Source organism: Micromonospora sp. WMMD710 (assembly GCF_029626045.1).
GTDB lineage: Bacteria > Actinomycetota > Actinomycetes > Mycobacteriales > Micromonosporaceae > Micromonospora.
The window spans coordinates 2,553,929-2,570,148 of sequence record NZ_JARUBD010000001.1; the positions used below are offsets into that span (position 1 = coordinate 2,553,929).

General features: G+C 71.5%; 14 protein-coding genes and 1 pseudogene. 8 read left to right on the plus strand and 7 right to left on the minus strand.

Features of this window, described 5'->3' with window-relative positions:
- Positions 1–1,146, plus strand: a complete 1,146-nt coding sequence (locus tag O7620_RS11710) for a DUF6596 domain-containing protein (protein WP_278126962.1) — start codon at positions 1–3, stop codon at positions 1,144–1,146.
- Positions 1,147–1,228: 82 nt separating this feature from the next.
- Here the strand turns inward: O7620_RS11710 and O7620_RS11715 are convergent, their stop codons facing one another.
- The 3 genes and pseudogenes from O7620_RS11715 to O7620_RS11725 form a co-directional block, all read right to left on the minus strand.
- Entirely contained in the window at positions 1,229–1,507 is a 279-nt protein-coding gene (locus O7620_RS11715; protein WP_278123059.1) for a hypothetical protein, read from the minus strand.
- A 227-nt stretch (positions 1,508–1,734) separates the two neighbouring features.
- Positions 1,735–1,986 carry a hypothetical protein gene (locus O7620_RS11720; RefSeq protein WP_278123060.1) on the minus strand — a complete coding sequence of 84 codons (252 nt, stop codon included), beginning with the start codon at positions 1,984–1,986 and terminating at the stop codon, positions 1,735–1,737.
- Positions 1,987–2,896: 910 nt separating this feature from the next.
- Positions 2,897–3,076 (minus strand): annotated as a pseudogene (locus O7620_RS11725) (hypothetical protein); the annotation flags it as partial.
- Between the two features lie 20 nt (positions 3,077–3,096).
- Here O7620_RS11725 and O7620_RS11730 point away from each other — a divergent pair.
- The 3 genes from O7620_RS11730 to O7620_RS11740 all read left to right on the plus strand — a co-directional run bounded on the left by O7620_RS11730 (position 3,097) and on the right by O7620_RS11740 (position 6,409).
- The gene (locus O7620_RS11730; protein ID WP_278123061.1) at positions 3,097–3,813 is read left to right on the plus strand and encodes an SAM-dependent methyltransferase; all 717 of its coding nucleotides are present in this window, start codon (positions 3,097–3,099) and stop codon (positions 3,811–3,813) included.
- 95 nt (positions 3,814–3,908) lie between these two features.
- Entirely contained in the window at positions 3,909–5,756 is a 1,848-nt protein-coding gene (locus O7620_RS11735; protein ID WP_278123062.1) for a glycoside hydrolase family 15 protein, read from the plus strand.
- Positions 5,757–5,854: 98 nt separating this feature from the next.
- Positions 5,855–6,409 carry a hypothetical protein gene (locus O7620_RS11740; protein WP_278123063.1) on the plus strand — a complete coding sequence of 185 codons (555 nt, stop codon included), beginning with the start codon at positions 5,855–5,857 and terminating at the stop codon, positions 6,407–6,409.
- A gap of 89 nt (positions 6,410–6,498) precedes the next feature.
- Here O7620_RS11740 and O7620_RS11745 read toward each other — a convergent pair whose 3' ends face one another.
- The 4 genes from O7620_RS11745 to O7620_RS11760 all read right to left on the minus strand — a co-directional run bounded on the left by O7620_RS11745 (position 6,499) and on the right by O7620_RS11760 (position 13,110).
- Positions 6,499–9,684: a penicillin acylase family protein gene (locus tag O7620_RS11745; RefSeq protein WP_278123064.1), complete on the minus strand. Its 3,186-nt coding sequence runs from the start codon at positions 9,682–9,684 to the stop codon at positions 6,499–6,501.
- Positions 9,685–9,925: 241 nt separating this feature from the next.
- Positions 9,926–11,665, minus strand: coding sequence for a multicopper oxidase family protein (locus tag O7620_RS11750; protein ID WP_278123065.1), 1,740 nt, complete (start codon positions 11,663–11,665; stop codon positions 9,926–9,928).
- Positions 11,662–12,111, minus strand: coding sequence for a DUF6220 domain-containing protein (locus O7620_RS11755; RefSeq protein WP_278123066.1), 450 nt, complete (start codon positions 12,109–12,111; stop codon positions 11,662–11,664). The genes O7620_RS11750 and O7620_RS11755 overlap by 4 nt, the downstream gene beginning before the upstream one ends.
- A gap of 9 nt (positions 12,112–12,120) precedes the next feature.
- The gene (locus tag O7620_RS11760; protein ID WP_278123067.1) at positions 12,121–13,110 is read right to left on the minus strand and encodes a carboxymuconolactone decarboxylase family protein; all 990 of its coding nucleotides are present in this window, start codon (positions 13,108–13,110) and stop codon (positions 12,121–12,123) included.
- A 365-nt stretch (positions 13,111–13,475) separates the two neighbouring features.
- Here O7620_RS11760 and O7620_RS11765 point away from each other — a divergent pair, with 365 nt between their 5' ends.
- The 4 genes from O7620_RS11765 to O7620_RS11780 all read left to right on the plus strand — a co-directional run bounded on the left by O7620_RS11765 (position 13,476) and on the right by O7620_RS11780 (position 16,085).
- Positions 13,476–14,384 (plus strand): sensor histidine kinase, encoded by a 909-nt coding sequence (locus tag O7620_RS11765; protein WP_278123068.1) that lies wholly within the window; start codon positions 13,476–13,478, stop codon positions 14,382–14,384.
- Positions 14,381–15,043, plus strand: coding sequence for a response regulator transcription factor (locus O7620_RS11770; RefSeq protein ID WP_278123069.1), 663 nt, complete (start codon positions 14,381–14,383; stop codon positions 15,041–15,043). The genes O7620_RS11765 and O7620_RS11770 overlap by 4 nt, the downstream gene beginning before the upstream one ends.
- A 131-nt stretch (positions 15,044–15,174) precedes the next feature.
- Positions 15,175–15,441, plus strand: a complete 267-nt coding sequence (locus tag O7620_RS11775; protein ID WP_278123070.1) for a hypothetical protein — start codon at positions 15,175–15,177, stop codon at positions 15,439–15,441.
- Between the two features lie 218 nt (positions 15,442–15,659).
- Positions 15,660–16,085 (plus strand): hypothetical protein, encoded by a 426-nt coding sequence (locus O7620_RS11780; protein WP_278123072.1) that lies wholly within the window; start codon positions 15,660–15,662, stop codon positions 16,083–16,085.
- The last annotated feature ends 135 nt before the right edge of the window (positions 16,086–16,220 follow it).

The window sequence follows — 16,220 nt, forward strand, 5'->3', positions numbered from 1 at the left end:
CTGGACGAGGCTCTGCTGCGGAGCCTCACGCCGAGCGTGCTCGGGATCCTCGGCCGCCGCGGAGTCGACTTCGCGGCGGCCGAGGACGCCGTGCAGGACGCGCTGGTCGAGGCGGTCCGCGTCTGGCCGACCGACATGCCGCGGGATCCGAAGGGGTGGCTGGTGACCGTGGCGTGGCGCCGGTTCCTCGACGCGACCCGGGCGGACGCGGCCCGCCGACGGCGTGAGGACCTCGTCGACGACGAGCCGGCACCCGGGCCCGCGCCGACCGTGGACGACACGTTGCAGCTCTACTTCCTGTGCGCCCACCCGTCGCTGACACCGTCGTCGGCGGTCGCGCTCACGCTGCGCGCCGTCGGCGGGCTGACCACGCGCCAGATCGCCCATGCCTACCTGGTGCCCGAGGCGACCATGGCGCAACGCATCAGTCGGGCCAAGCGCACCGTCTCCGGCGTGCGGTTCGACCAGCCCGGCGACGTCGCCACCGTGCTGCGCGTGCTCTACCTGGTCTTCAACGAGGGCTACTCCGGCGAGGTCGACCTCGCCGCCGAGGCCATCCGGCTCACCCGGCAACTCGCCGCCACGATCGACCATCCCGAGGTGGCGGGGCTGCTCGCCCTCATGCTGCTGCACCACGCCCGGCGCGCGACCCGTACCGCACCGGACGGCAGCCTCGTGCCGCTCGCCGAGCAGGACCGCCGCCGATGGGACACCGCGTCGATCGCCGAAGGCGTCCAGATCCTCCAGGCCGCCCTCGCCCGGGACCGGCTGGGCGAGTTCCAGGCGCAGGCCGCCATCGCCGCCCTCCACGCCGACGCGCCCACCGCCGAGGAGACCGACTGGGTGCAGATCGTCGAGTGGTACGACGAGCTCGCGCGGCTGACCGACAGCCCGGTCGTACGGCTCAACCGCGCGGTGGCCGTCGGCGAGGCCGATGGACCGCGCGCCGGTCTGGCGGCGCTCGCGGCGCTGGACGACTCGCTGCCCCGCCACTCGGCGGTGGCCGCGTACCTGCACGAGCGCGACGGCGACCTGGCGACGGCGGCGCGGTTGTACGTCGAGGCGGCCCGCAAGGCCCCCAACCTCGCCGAGCGCGACCACCTGACCCGTCAGGCCGCTCGGCTCAACACCAGCCGGCGCCGCTGACCGGCCACATCCGGGACCGGTCCCGATGCGCCGGCCCGCACCGCAGGGGTGGCCGGCGCATCGCCCGGTCGTTCCGGCTCCCCTACCAGGGCAAGTCCCCGGCCTCGTCCTGGAAGGTGCCGGTCGGGCCGTCCACGTCTGGGTTGCCGGCGACCGCCCAGCGGACCCACCGGTCGGCGTCCTTGACGAGGAGCAGGAGATTGCCGATCGAGGTCGAGGGATTTCTCGCCACGGCCTCTCGGACGTGACGATCATGATCCCGAGCCAGCGGTCGCAGTGCCTGCGCGGGCGCGTCCGTGCGGGATGCGACCGCCTTACGGACCACGGCCGACGGGTCGGACGCCAGGTCGATGAGGGTCATCTGTGCGGTCGTGGGGTCCTGCGCGACGACGAGCCGCGTAGCGGCGCCGCCACCCGTCGCACCGTCCGTGGCGGCACCTGACGCACTGTGACGATTGGGCCCGCCGACGTCCTGTTGTTTCCCCATGGGCGCCATCATGTCACGAGCCGATCGGGGGACCGCGGGCGTGACCAGCGCTTACGACGGCGCCGCACCTGTGGCAGCCCATCTCCGGTCAGCACACATCGTCACCCCGCAGTGCCGATCCCATGCTCGGCCAGCCGGCGTACGCCTTCGCCGATGTCCATTTCCGGCCAGAGTTGGTGCGTGACCCAGTCCCGCCACGCGCGCGGCGGCTCATCGGCCTGGAAGTAGGCGATCCCCTCAGCCTCGTCCATGGGCGCGGCCTCCCACCAGTGCCACCACACCATCAGATGCCACTCACCGTCGCCCATGCGCCAGCCAATGCTGTACCGCTCGATCTGCGGGTGGCTCGCCACGGCGGCAGGATCCGCCCGTGGGCATGGAGCTGTTCGCGTACGGCCGCGTCGAGGAGTGCGCGGGTCCGGTCGTCCATCGTCCGGTGCTCCTCAGCTCAGCTCTATCACGGGCCGGGTCAGGACCGCCGATGCTCAGCTCGTATGGGTTGAGCTGCGGGTGTTCATCGGCGTCCTGTTGGACGGTCAGCGAGGCGAGCGAGTCCTCGGGGGCGCGGAGTCGATCGACGGATTTCCCGGCTTCAGTGGGGGTTGGCCGCCAGGTGAGGCTGTGTGCTGGCTGGTGGCGGGTGCGCCTGACTGTCGCGCTGCCGGAGATTCGAGTCCTGCAAAGGACGCGAAGCCGTTGTAGTGGCCGAACGCGAGGCCGCTGTCCGGCCTCTCGGGCCGCTGTCCCCTTCGGGAAGTCGGGGCACCGGTTGCGTGCGGGCCGCGGTCCTGTCGAGGGGCTTCTGCAGCCCTCGGCGGCGCCGTCCTGGCCGTAGCGGGGGCAACGGCCGGGTGGCCGCGCCTGGGACCGGACGGTGGCTCTCCTTGTGGGCTCTGGCCACTGGGAGGTGCTGTCTTCCCTCTTCGTCCGGTAAGGAAGGAGTGAAATGCTCTCTGTAGTAGGCCGACTGACGCCACTGGTTCCAAGATGACGTGATGTCCCGGTTCAGGCGGCAGCAGGGGAGGTGTGCCGGCGATCGGTTCGAAGAAACCGTTGGCGTTCCTGTTCGCCAACGGAAGGTTCGTTTCCGGCTGTTTCGGGTGGTCTGGCTGTGTCATGGGGACGACATCCTCCTCTATGCGATCTGCATCTTCAACGCGTAGCGTTGCGGAACGGTTCATTCCGATGCGTGTGTTGATGGAAGCTCGAGTGTGATTGCGCAGGCGAGGCAGGATCCGTGGTGAGGCTACGGCTCGACGCTTATCACTGCGGTACTGGGCTCGCATGCGGTGAACAGGTTGCGGTGGGCGCCGGTGGCGCGGCGACGGCGGCGGCCATCCGGCGTACCGCTTCGGTGATCAGCTCCGGCGCGGTGGCCAGATTCAGCCGGACGTGACCGGCGCCGCCCGCGCCGAAGGCCGTGCCGGAGTTGAGCGCCACCCGATCACTTCGCGGTCGACCGGATGGTCGCGCAGCGCGCGCTGGAGATCATGCCGGACGCGCAGGAGGCAGGGCGCGCGTGCCGGGCCCTGCTGCGCCGGGTGGTGCGTCATCTGGCGGCCGAGGCCGGCATCCGGCAGTTCCTCGACATCGGTTCGGGGCTACCCACCGAGACCAACGTGCACCAGGTCGCGCACGAGGTTGATCCGGCGGCGCGGGTCGTCTACGTCGACAACGATCCGTCGGTGCTGGTGCACGGGCACGCGCTGCTCGCCGGCGACGGCACCAGCGTGCTGATCGAGGCGGACATCCGCTCCCCCGAGACGATCCTCGGGCACGCCGTCGTGCGGGAGAGGCTCGACTTCACCCAACCGATCGGTCTGCTGCTCTTCTCGGTCCTGCACCATCTGAACGACGCGGAGGACCCGGGCGCGATCGCGGCGACCCTGCGCGACGCGCTGCCGTCCGGCAGCCATCTGGCGATCATTCATTTCTGGGATCCGGCCGAGGAGCATCCGGAGACGTCCGCGACGGTGCGGGACGCCGAGCGGGTGTTCAACGAGAGCCTCGGCACCGGGCGCTGGCGCCGCCGTGCCGAGATCGAGGCGTTCTTCGGCGACTTCGAGCTGATCGAACCGGGGCTGGTGCCGCTGGCCGAGTGGCGGCCCGACGGCGAGGCCGTAGCCGAGCAGAAGGACAGCTACCACACCATGCTCGCTGGGGTCGCCCGCAAGCGCTGACGCACGCGGCCGGGTGGCGGAACGTGAATCTCGCCTGACTCGACAATTCTCCCCCTAGGTTCGATGCGCAGGACGCAGCCGAACCGGGGAGAGACGTGGACAGTTATCCGGCGATCGAGGATCACGGACTCATCGGCGACCTGCAGACCGCCGCGCTGGTGACGTGTGACGGGACGGTCGACTGGTTCTGCGCACCGCGTTTCGACTCGCCGAGCATCTTCGCCGCGCTGTTGGACAAGGAGAAGGGCGGCTACTTCCGGATCGCGCCGCACGACGTGCGGTACGTGACCAAACAGCTCTACCTCCCCGGCACACCGATCCTGATCACCCGGTTCATCAGCGCCGACGGGGTGGCCGAGGTGATGGACTTCATGCCGGTCACCGGCGAGCGGGCCACCGACGCGCACCGTCTGGTCCGCATCGTCACCATGGTCCGGGGCAGCATGCGCTTCCGGGTGGAGTGCCGGCCGCGGTTCGACTACGCCCGCGATGAGCATCGGTTGGAAACCCACCGCAACGGCTACGTCTTTCGCGGCCGGTCGACGTCGCTGACATTCAACCCGGTCGACCCGGCACGGCGGTTGATCTCCGAACGCGGCAGCATCCGCATTGAGGGCGGCGACCTCGTCGGGTACGGCACCCTGAACGAGGGCGACACCGGCGGGGTGGTCCTGGAGACTGCCGGCACCGAGCCGCGGATCATTCCGCCCGAGGAGATCCAGGGCATGTTCGAGTGGACCCGGGACTACTGGCGGCGCTGGCTCGAACGCTCCCGTTACACCGGCCGTTGGCGGGAGATGGTCGAGCGCTCCGCCATCACGTTGAAACTCATGACGTACGCGCCGACCGGCGCGATGATCGCGGCTCCCACCGCCGCGCTGCCCGAACTGGTGGGCGGCACCCGCAACTGGGACTACCGCTACACCTGGGTCCGGGACACGTCGTTCTCGGTGCACGCGCTGCTCGGCCTCGGCTTCACCGAGGAGGTCAGCCGGTACATGGACTGGCTGGACGAGCGGATCCGCGAGGCCGGCGACATGCAGGACCCCCTGAAGATCATGTACCGGGTGGACGGCTCCTCCGACCTGCACGAGGAGGTCCTCGATCACCTGGAGGGCTACCGCGGCTCGCGGCCGGTGCGGATCGGCAACGGTGCCGCCGACCAGCTCCAGCTCGACATCCACGGCGAGGCGCTCTACGCCATGCATCTCGCGGACGAGCAGGGTATCCGCGTCTCGCACCAGGTGTGGAAGAGCACCGTCCGGCTTGTCGACTGGCTCTGCGAGCACTGGGATCAGGCCGACGCCGGCATCTGGGAGAGCCGCCACCACCCCCGCAACTACACCTTCGGCCGGGTGATGTCCTGGGTCGCACTGGACCGGGCCGTCCGCCTGGCTCTTCGGACCGGCCGGCCCGGGAACGTCACCGGCTGGACCGAGCAACGCAACCACATCTACGACCAGGTCATGGCTCGCGGATACGACCGGGGCCGTGGCACGTTCGTGCAGGCGTACGACGAGAGCGTGCTGGACGCGGCCCTGCTCGCCATGCCGTCGGTCGGTTTCGTCACCCCGAGCGACCCCCTGTGGCAGTCCACGTTGGCGGCGATCGAACGCGAACTGGTCTCCGACAGCCTGGTCCACCGGTATGACCCGGTCCACTCCCCGGACGGGCTCCCCGGCCATGAGGGCACGTTCAACATGTGCACCTTCTGGTACGTCGAGGCGCTGGCCCGATCCGGCCGCCTCGACGACGCCCGACTCACGTTCGAGAAGATGTTCACCTTCAGCAACCACCTCGGCCTGTATGCCGAGGAGATCGCCGCGACCGGGGAGCAGATCGGCAACTACCCCCAGGCGTTCAGTCACCTCTCGTTGATCAACTCAGCGCTGACGCTCAACGACCTGCTCGACGAGGAGGCCGCCGCCCGCAGCCGCCGGTAGCGCGGGCCGGTCCCCGGGAAGGGCTTGACGCGTCGGCGTCCATCACGCATGGTCAACCTGCATCGATAGCTACGAATATATCGACACGGGGAGGACTGATGAAGGTCTTCGTCACCACCGCCTCGGCGGCAGCCCTGCTGCTTCTGGCGACGAGCGGCGCAACGTACGGCCAGCCGGCGGCCGACGTGCCCTGCGCCGGGCGGATCCACCCGAACCCGGGGTTCGAGCGCGGCACCACCGGCTGGACCGCCGGGCCCCGCATCGTCGTGTTCGGCGACGCGACCCGGCCCGCGCACACCGGCCACGCGTACGCCACCTTCGCGGGACTGGACGTGACGCGGGGCGATCTGCTGCGCACCACCGTCACCGTGCCGGCCACCTGCGACCTGACGGTCCGCTTCTGGGTGCGGACCACCACCACGGAAATTACCCGCGGTGACTACCTGAACGTCGGGATGGCGGTCACCGGGATACCTCCGAAGACGAGGTTCTCGCTGGCCTTCGACGGCGGGTCGCAGTGGCGTCAATACAGCATGTCGACCGGGACGGCGACGACCGAGCGCACCGCGACGGTCAGCTTCGTCGCCAGCGAGACGGCCGGCAACGGCACCACGGCCTTCGACGTCGACGACGCGTCCTTCACGCTGAGCTGACCCCAGCGCACCTGGGCGACCGGTGGCAGCCCGACGCCGCACGCCCCCGCGGGGCCGGCGGGTGGTTCCCGCCGGCCCCGCGGTCAGGGTCACCGTCCGTAGAGCTCGAATTCGTAGAGCGAGAACCCGTACGAGGTGGCCCGCTTGACCCCGTACACCCGAACGTAACGGGCGCTGACCGGGGCGAACGTGGCGTTGTCGACGCCGCCGTCGCCGGTGGTGGTGGCGAACACCGGCGTCCAGGAACTGCCGTCGCCGGAGACCTCGATCCGGTACGAGGTGGCGTGAGCGGATTCCCACCGCAGCACCGCCCGGCTGACGGTGCGGGCCGCGCCGAGGTCGACCCGGAGCCACTGGTTGTCGTTGTAACTGCTGGCCCACCGGCTGCCGAGGCTGCCGTCGACCGCCTTGCCCGGGGTGTAGCTGGTCAGGAACTGGGTGCTCGACGCGGTGGCCGGGCGGCCCTGGGCCAGGTTGGTGAGGTCGTCGCCCCGACGCGCCGGGAACGAGACGACCTGCTGGTAGGTGGGGCGGTTCTGCCAGGCGATCAGCGGGTGGGTGATGCCGCCCAGGCCGGACTGGGCGATCGAGTCGGCGCACCACTGGTCACCGGCCCCGCAGGACTTGTCGCCGGGATAGACCGTGCCGGCCGGCACCGTCGCGGCGTGGCCGAGCGCGTCGAGCAACGCCTGCCGGCAGGCGCCGAGGTTGCCGTTGCCGCAGTACGCGCGGCCCAGGCCGCCGGCCACCGGGTCGCCGAGCACGGTGCGCAGGTCCTTGTCGACGTAGCCCCACCAGCCGTGCTGGAACGACGAGCCCTTGTGCGCCTGCCCCTGCAACGCCCAGCTCACCGTGCCGTCACGGCCGCCGTTCTGGCCGCCGGACGGCGCCTCGTTCACCTCGATGGCATCGACCAGCGCGGCGTAGAGGTCCGGTCCGAGGCCGGGACGGAACTCGGCCGAGGCCAGCAGCGGCCACCAGGCGTCGAAGATCCGAATGGCGTCGGCGTGCTGGTAGACCTTTGAGCCGGGGGCCGTCTCCACCCGTCGGGTGCCGGCCTGCTGCCAGGCCCGCAGCTTGCCGATCGCGTCGGCCAGCGCCGGGTCGGTGACCGGCGCGCTGTCCAGCACCCGCAGCAGCTCGCCGAGAACCTGCTGGCCGCGCAGGTCGGTCACCGCCGCGTCCGCCATGATCGTGACGACGTCGGCGCGGCCGAGCTTGCGCTGAGCGATCGCGGCGCGCACCGGGCCGTCGAGCAGCTGAGCCCGGTGTACGGAGCCGAAGCTGAAGTTGCCGTCGGCCGCGCCGAAGTCCTTCGCCTGCTTGTTGTTCCAGCTGACGTAGTAGTCCTGGTTGACCGACTGCGGATGGGCCGAAGCCGGGGTGTAGCTGGCGTCGTTGGTGTCCGGGTTCCAGCCGGCCCACTCGTACGCCGGCTCGGCCTTCGTCGGCAGATTCGGGTCGGCGCTGGCGGGTCGGACTGGGTTCGACCCGGAGTTGTAGTACGCCGCCTCCGTCGAGTTGACGTAGAACCAGTTGAACGCGTACCCGACGCTGGCCGCAGACGCCTGGAACGCCGCCGCGCTGCCCATCGCCGACGGGTCGTTGTACGCCTGGAAGCCGATCGCCGAGTCGGCCTCGTGCCGGTAGGTGGAGCGCAGCTTGGTGAACGCGGTCGGCTGCCCGTTCACCAACCCCCGGTACGCGACCAGCCCGTACTTCGTGCGCAGTGCGCGCAGCGTGTACGAGCCGGCCGGGGTGGAGTCGGCCAGCGTCGGCGACCAGGAGTTGCGCTGCTCCAACGCCTCCATGGCGACACACTGCCCGTGGTAGAGGTAGCGGTTGGTGCGCAGCGTCGGCGCGCTGCCGTCGGTGGTGCACAGCGGCACCGCGTACGTGTCGGTCAGGTCCTGGGAGGCGGAGGTGGCGCTCCACGCGTAGTCCTGGCCGCGGCCGAGCAGGACGTAAAGGTTCAGCCCGGCGAACGCGGCACCGCGGGCGCTGATCCCCGGCCCCTGCAGCTCCTGGAGCATGAGCAGTTGCGGGGCGAAGTAACCGGTCTGCGGGCCGAACACGGCCACCGGGTTGCCGGTGGTGGTGTGCCGCCCGGAGACCACCACGGCGTTGGACATGCCGTGCGCGCGCAGGTTGGCCAGGCCGCCGAGCAACCCCTGGGTGGCGGTGCTGCCGCCGGTGCGGGCGGCGGCACCGCCGCTGGCGTCGTAGGCGAGGGGTTCGGCGGTCACCGTGCCGGCGTCCGGAAGCACCGCGCCGGTCGCACCGGGTGGTGTCGCGCCGTACGGGAAGCTCTGCCCGTCGTGCAGCGTGAGCACCGTTTCCGGGTCGTTCTGTGAACGGAACGCCTGCCAGACCCGGTCGCCCTCGGTGGCCCCGTACCTGGCTCGGGCGGCCACCCGGACCAGTGCGGACTGGATCTCGCTGCCGCCACCTCCGCCGAAGAGCCCGCCGACCACACCGGCGGTGGCGATCAGGTCGGTCATGGTGAAGTGCGTCGGTTTGCCGGCGCCGGCCAGCACGTACTCGCCGGGGTAGTTGTCGTCGGCGATCGACTTGTCGATGTAGGCGTTGATGCCGGCGATGTAGTCGACGACGTCGGTGTAGAGCTGCTGGCCCCGGGCGCCCTTGGTGCGCAGCGCGTCCACCTGGGCCTGCAGGTCCGCCTCCGAGTACGGCGAGTTGGCCCAGATGCTCTGCTCCAGCTCGCGGTTGCCGGGTGCGCCGCCGGCGAACGAGGTGAGCGTGCCGCGGCCGGCATGGCGCAGCAGGTCCATCACCCAGAGCCGGTCCTGAGCCCCGGCGTAGCCCGCGCCGAACATGGTGCCGGCGCGGGTCGTGCCGGTGACGTGTGGGACGCCGGTGGCCTTGTCACGCACGATGGTGACGTCCGAGCGTGGCGACACGGTGCTCTCGACCTGGGCGGCGGGGACGCCGAACGAGGCGTCGTTGTAGAAGTGGGCGATCTGCTCGTCGGTCAGCCCGGCGTAGTTGTAGACCAGGTTCGCGTACTCGTCGAGCTGGTCGCTGGAGTGTGCCGGGCGGGTGCCGAGCGCCTGGTGGGCCAGGATGGCGACCAGCGTGGCGTTGCCGTTCTGCCCGGGAGGCAGGATGTCGGCGCACTGGCCGAGGCAGTAGTCGTCGGGGGTGAAGGTGGTGGCCGCGAGCGCCGGCGACGGCGGGGTGACCGTCAGGACGCTCGCGGTCAACGTGGCGGCGGTGAGCGCCGCGAGTCGGGCACGAACTGTGGGTCTGGGCATGGCGATCCTCCGGGGACGCGGAGTCGGGCCGTACGGTACGCCCGGCTGCCGGTGCCGACCTCTCGCCCTCCGCGCCCGGGCGTCCACCAGGAGGTGAGAATGACTCACATCGATCTGTCGCAATGATCGATGCAGGACCACCGTCCGGGATAGCCGTCGTTCACCACGCGCCAATGCCGACGTTTCGCCATCCACCGCCCGTCGCGTTCACCACCTCGACCGACGGGCGTCCCACCGAGAATCACGAGTACATCAGGTGCAGCATCATCCCGGCCTCGGCGTGCGCCAGGTTGTGGCAGTGGTTTGCCCACATCCCCGGGTTGTCGGCCCGAAACGCCACCTCCCACACGTCGCCGGGGCGTACGTCGAAGGAGTCCCACCGCAACGGGCTGCCGGTCGCCGGCCGGCCGTTGCGCGACAGGATCAGGACGTGATGTCCGTGCAGGTGCCACGGGTGCACGACCGGGGACCGGTTGACGATCGTGAACCTCACGACGTCGCCGAGGCGGACGACCTGCGGCGAGATGTCCGGGTCGGCCGCGCCGTTGACGGTGTGGGCGTAGCGCGGAAGCAGTCCGTGCAGGTCGAGACCACGGTCGAGAACGAGGGTGAACCGCCTGTCGAACCGCGGCCATGGCACCGGCGAACTGACGCCGTAGGTGAGCGGATCCAGCACCGGCCAGGCGGCGGTCACCGCCGACACCGACCCGGTCGAGTAGACGGCCCGTCCGTCGACGAACAGCGCCACCGGCGTGGCGGGCGCGGTGAACACCAGGTCGTAGCGGCCCCCGGCCGGGATCTGCACGGCGGTGTCCACCAGCGAGGTCGGGCCGCGCAGGTCGGATCCGTCGATCGCGGCGACGCGGAACGGAGCACCGGCCAACGCGTACCGGTGGGTCGTGCTGTCGGTGTTGATCAGCCGTAGCCGCACGGGCACTCCCGCCCCGACCGCCTCCGTCCTCGGCTCGGGCAGCGCACGGCCCGCCAGCGTGTGCACCGGCACCGTGACGTCGACGCCGGTCACCGGTGCCGGGTGCACCACCAGGACACCGTAGAGGCCCATCCGCACGCCGACGTCGGAGACCGAATGCGTGTGGTACCAGTACGTCCCGACCTGGTCGGCACGGAACCGGTAGACGAACTCCTGCCCGGGCAGGACCGCCGCCTGGGTCACGCCGGGCACACCGTCCTGGCTGTTCGGCACGTCGTAGCCGTGCCAGTGCAGCGTGACGCCCCGATCGATGTCCCGGTTGCGCACCGTCACCTCGATGACCTCGCCGACGGCGGCCGTCAGCTCCGGGCCGGGGACCTGCGCGTTGAACGCCCACGCCGCGACGTCCCGGCCGCCCGCCCGCACCGTGGCGGTCGCGGCCGTCAGCGTGAACCGCCTGGTCGGTTCGCCGACGGTCCGCGCATCCCGATCTGCGTGAGCATGCGGTACGCCGGGCGCGGCGCCCGGGGCGACGACCAGCCCGGTTCCGGTGACCAGCGCCGCGGCGGCCAGCCCGAGGGCCACTCGGGACATCGTGCGGGACGGGCGCGCCCCGAGGGCGAGCCATGAGACCGCGGTGGCCGCGAGCACCCCGGCAACGGCCAGCAGCCCCACTCCCGCCGACGCGGGATAGCCGTGCAGGAGCGTCACGAGCAGGGCGGCGCTCTGGGCGTACCCGGCGAACAGGAGCGCGACCGCGACGGACCGGATGTCGCCCGGGGCCCGCAGCAGCCGCGGCCCGGCGACGGCCACCGCCGCGAGCGACAGGGGGGCGGCGATGAGGATCTTCTCCGCCGCGAACCACCAGCCGGCGCGGGCGAGCGCGGTGATGGTGACCGCCCGGGCGAGGGTGGCGAGCAGCGCCAGGACCGCCAGCCCCAGCGCGAGCGGGCGACGCCGCGCGGCGGACGCCGCGCCACCGCCCAGCCATCCGGCGGCCGCCAGGACCGCGATCACGAGATCCACCGCGAGGAGCGAACCGGTGGTCATGCCGGCTCCCCCTCGCGCACGGGCACGCGGGCGACTGCCGGCGCCGGTCGGTTCAGCTGGCGCGCCGCCCGGAGCACGCCGACCACGACGTGCACCGCCACGATTCCGTTGACCGCGTGCAGCCCGGCGATGGTGAGGCCGAGCGGCGTGCGGGCACCGGCGGCGTCGGTGAACGCGTTCGCGAGCATGGCGATGAGCGCCTGCAGGAACACGAGCCCGATCGGCAGGACCGCCAGGCCGATGAGCCGGCCCGGTGCCTTCGCCAGCGCGGCGGACAGGGCGGTGAGCAGGGCGAGAACGGGGATGACCGCCATGCCGTTGACGCTGTGCAGGGCGTACGCGCCGTCGCCCGCGGGTTTCGTGAACCCAACCACGGCGGCGAAGACGAACTGCAGGGCGAACGAGACGAGCAACAGGGAGCTGACGATGACGAATGCCTTACGCATGATGACCTCCTAGAGGTGCGCTGAGGTGAGTGCCCGGGCGACGTGATCGGTGGCCGTGATCGCCCCATAGGCGACGAGCCGCACGAGGTCGGCGTCCTGCGGATGGGAGAGCCGCCAGAGCGCGACGTCGCCCACGCTGATCGCGCTGGGCGCGAACGCCGCCAGCAACGCGATCCGTGTCCCGACACGGTCCCTGCCGGGTACGTCCCGGACCAGGTCCACGGCCCAGTCCGAGGGCCGGGCCGGGTACCGCCCGTCCTCCCAGCGCACGGTGGCCAGGACGGTCTGGCGTGCCACGTCGCCCAGCAGGTCACCGCCCTGGTTGGCGGCGGTACGCAACGCCGCGTACGCGACGCCGACCGGGCTCTGCCCCGCCCATGCCGGTGGCGCCGTCGTGCCGGTGCCGAGTAGCGGGAGGCTGCGGCCGGGCTCCTTCGGCCCCCGGGCCGTCGTGGCGTAGAGCCGGCCCCCGACCGACCGCACCAGCGGGGAGCGTTGCAGGCCGCCGGGCAGCAGATCGGGCTTGAGGAGCGCCGAGACGATCCGGTTGATGAAGTGGAAGGCGAGCAGGGTGCCGGTGACCTCGGGGGCGTACCGGCTGGTCCAGCCGGTGGCTGTCGGGCTGCGGCTCGCCTCGGCCCAGCCGACCAGCTCGGCTCGCCTCGGCTCGGGCGGCGTCCCACCCCCGGCGATGGTTTCGGCCAGCTCGTGCTCGCCCAGCGCGTGCAGCAGCATGACGTGGGCGTCGACGCAGAACGGGCAGCGGTTGGCCCGGGACACCGCCGACGCGACGAGCTCGCGGTCGACCCGGGACTCGTCCCCGGCGAGCAGGGCCTCGCGCATCAGCGCCCAGGTCGCGGCCAGCACCTCCGGTACGACCGCGAGTGCCTGGAAGGTCGGCGCCGGCCCGAGGAAGTCGTCCCACATCTGCCGGTAGACCTCTGCGGTCAGACCGGTCGCGGCCTTCGCCGGGGCGGGGGTGAAGAAGCGGTATGTCATGGGCTCGATGCTTGCCGCGACGGGCCGGGAACACGTCGTGCCGCCGCAGACACTTGCCCGGCCGCCGATACCGCGTCCGCGGTACGCCCTTCTACCGCAGGCGGCGGATGCTCGCTGATGACCGCCCGTTCTACAGTTCGACCCATGCGCCGCGACCTGCCGTACGCCCTCAGTGGCCTCGCCCTCGGCGGCCTCCTGCTCGGCAACGCCGCGCTCGCGCCGGACGCCGCGGCGATCCGGGCGACCGACGTCGCCCTGGTCCTGGCCATGGCGGCGGCCCTGGCGGTGTGCCGGCGGTACCCGGTGGTGGCGCTGGGCGTGGTGACCGCCGCCATGCTGGCCCTGCACGTCCGGGTCCACCCCGGGTGTCCGCCGCGTTCCCCGTCCTCGGCGCGGTCTACGTCACCGCCTGGCGGGGGCACCGATCGGCCGCCGCCCTGGCCAGCCTCGTCTTTCTCGGCGGCTTCCTGGCCCGCGACATCTCGGTCGCACCCGCCGAACGGCCCGGCCAGCTGATCGTCGAGCGGACCGCCCTCCTGCTGGGCTGGTTCGTGGCGGCCAACGTCGCCGGGCTCGTCGCGCGGCAGCGCCGGGCCTACCTCGAACAGGTCGAGCAGCGGGCCGTCGAGGCGGAGCGCACCCGCGAGGAGATGGCGTTGCGTCGCGCCGGGGAGGAGCGCCTTCGCATCGCCCGGGATCTGCACGACTCGCTGACCCACAGCATCTCGGTGATCAAGGTGCAGGCCGGGATCGCCGTGCACCTGGCCGGCAAACGCGGCGAGGAACCGTCGGCGACGCTGCTGGCGATCCAGGAGGCCAGCAGCGCCGCCATGCGGGAGCTACGCACCACGCTCGACGTCCTGCGCTCCCCCACCGATGACGACCGCGTCGGACTGGCCCGGGTGGGCGAACTCGCCGAGCGGACCCGAGCGGCCGGCGTACCGGTGCAGGTGACCGTCAGCGGTCCGGCACGGGAGCTACCGGCCGAGGTCGACCAGGCCGCGTACCGCGTCGTCCAGGAGGCCCTGACCAACGTGGCCCGCCACGCCGGCCCCGCCACCGCGCAGATCCACGTCGAGTACGCCCCGGCACAGCTGACCGTCTCGGTCACCGACGACGGTCAGGCGTCACCGGGCCGGACGACGACGCCGGGCGTGGGCCTGCGGGGCATGCGGGAACGGGTGACCGGGCTGGGTGGCACCCTGCGGGCCGCCGCCCGCGACGACTGCGGATTCACCGTACGGGCGACGTTCCCGGTGGACGGCCCGGCATGATCCGGGTCCTGCTCGCCGACGACCAGGCGCTGATGCGGGCCGGATTCCGGGCACTCCTCGACGCCGAAGACGACCTGGAGGTCGTCGGCGAAGCCACCGACGGCGCATCGGCCGTCCACCTGTCGCGGCGCCTGCGCCCGGACGTCGTGCTCATGGACGTGCAGATGCCCGGGCTCGACGGCATCGAGGCCACCCGCCGCATCGCCGCTGACCCCGACCTCACCGCGGTCCGCGTCCTCATCCTCACCAACTACGGGCTCGACTCCTACGTGTTCGCCGCACTCCACGCGGGCGCCAGCGGTTTCCTCCTCAAGGACGCCGACCCCGCCGACCTGCTGCAGGCCGTTGCCGTCGTGGCTCGCGGCGACGCGCTGCTCGCCCCGGCCGTCACCCGGACGCTCATCAGCGAGTTCGTGTCCGGTCCACCGCCGGCCGAGCCGGCGGCCGGACGCGAGGTTCTGACCGCCCGCGAACAGGAGATCGTCGAACTCGTCGCCCGCGGGCTGGCCAATGACGAGATCGCCCAGCGGATGGTGATCAGTCCGTTGACCGCCAAGACACACGTCAACCGGGCGATGGCGAAGCTGCACTGCCGCGACCGCGCCCAGTTGGTCGTGTGGGCGTACGAATCGGGACTGGTCACGCCACGCCGCCGGTGACGTTCTCCGCTGTGGCCCCTGGTCGTCTTCTCGTTCGGTTCGACCCTCGCGGCATGCCACCGACCGGACCGGCGTCCACCGCCCGATGACGTTCGTGGGGCGGGCGTCGTCCGGGTGAGAGGCTTGAGTACGTGGGGCTGAATACGGAGACAGCAGCGCGGCTCGCCGACGCACGTCTGGCGGAGTGGCAACGCGTCAGCCACGACGAGTGGCGCGCGATGCTCGACGACAAGGACGTACGCCAGGTGCTTGGCGAGGACGGCAAGCGGTACAGCGTGGTCAGCTACGCCCTCGACGAGGGCGAGGGGCGTATCCGCATGGTGGTGGCCGTGGATGACGGGGGCCGTTCGGCGTTCGTTCCGCTGGTACGTGACGAGATATGGTGCCGGATGGGCTGACGTCCTCGCTGTGAGGGTGGGGCTACCCGATGGAGCTGGCTGAGCGGTCCGCCACCGGAACAACCCTCGTACACATGGCTTCGACATCGCGTAGCCCCTCGTCCTCACCCCCGGCGGCAACCCGTGCGACCGGGTGGAGCGCCCCCGCGTCCTCGCCGCGCAAACCTGAGTACCTCGACTCATGCCCGGGCGGGGTGCAGCCGTCGAGGCTGGACCGCATGACGTCGGAAGCGGTCGGTCGACGGGGCGGCCCGCTTGTGGGATTCCTGGTCCTGGTGTGGATCTGTGGGCTGATCGCGGCGGCTGTGTCGGTGGTGGGTATCAGCCTGGAGCAGTGGAGTGTCAGCTACGACGGCCAGACCGGCGAGGTCGAGGACCTCCAACGTCGGGTGAGACATGCTCTGCTGGTCGTCGGGCTGGTGGCGACCGCCGGGCCGGCCGTCATCGCGCTCGTCGCGTACCGGCTACGGCTGAAACGCACCGCCGTCGTCTTCCTGGTGCTGACCGTCGTGATCGCCGTGCCCGCCGTACCGATCGCCGTCCTCTCCGGCTGGGACCTCGATTCGGCACCGGCACCGACGCCCGGCCCGCCCGGGCACTGCGTGGAACACAGTGGCGGGGACAACCGCTGCCCGGGCGGCTGACGGATCAGAGGAATGGATGTCGTTCCGGTAGGGCGACACGAAATATCGCCCCGCGACCGGCGGTGCACTTCCCACCGCCGGTAAGAGCTGGAACAGCGTAGGGTCGGCATGCAGTGGAAGACTGCCCGCCAGCCG

What these genes read in the sequence shown, in the direction of transcription:
- O7620_RS11780 (WP_278123072.1), top strand. Translation starts at nt 15,660, where the DNA reads ATGACGTCGGAAGCGGTCGGTCGACGGGGCGGCCCGCTTGTGGGATTC.
- O7620_RS11760 (WP_278123067.1), bottom strand. Translation starts at nt 13,110, where the DNA reads ATGACATACCGCTTCTTCACCCCCGCCCCGGCGAAGGCCGCGACCGGT.
- O7620_RS11715 (WP_278123059.1), bottom strand. Translation starts at nt 1,507, where the DNA reads ATGACCCTCATCGACCTGGCGTCCGACCCGTCGGCCGTGGTCCGTAAG.
- O7620_RS11745 (WP_278123064.1), bottom strand. Translation starts at nt 9,684, where the DNA reads ATGCCCAGACCCACAGTTCGTGCCCGACTCGCGGCGCTCACCGCCGCC.
- O7620_RS11770 (WP_278123069.1), top strand. Translation starts at nt 14,381, where the DNA reads ATGATCCGGGTCCTGCTCGCCGACGACCAGGCGCTGATGCGGGCCGGA.
- O7620_RS11750 (WP_278123065.1), bottom strand. Translation starts at nt 11,665, where the DNA reads ATGACCACCGGTTCGCTCCTCGCGGTGGATCTCGTGATCGCGGTCCTG.
- O7620_RS11755 (WP_278123066.1), bottom strand. Translation starts at nt 12,111, where the DNA reads ATGCGTAAGGCATTCGTCATCGTCAGCTCCCTGTTGCTCGTCTCGTTC.
- O7620_RS11740 (WP_278123063.1), top strand. Translation starts at nt 5,855, where the DNA reads ATGAAGGTCTTCGTCACCACCGCCTCGGCGGCAGCCCTGCTGCTTCTG.
- O7620_RS11730 (WP_278123061.1), top strand. Translation starts at nt 3,097, where the DNA reads ATGGTCGCGCAGCGCGCGCTGGAGATCATGCCGGACGCGCAGGAGGCA.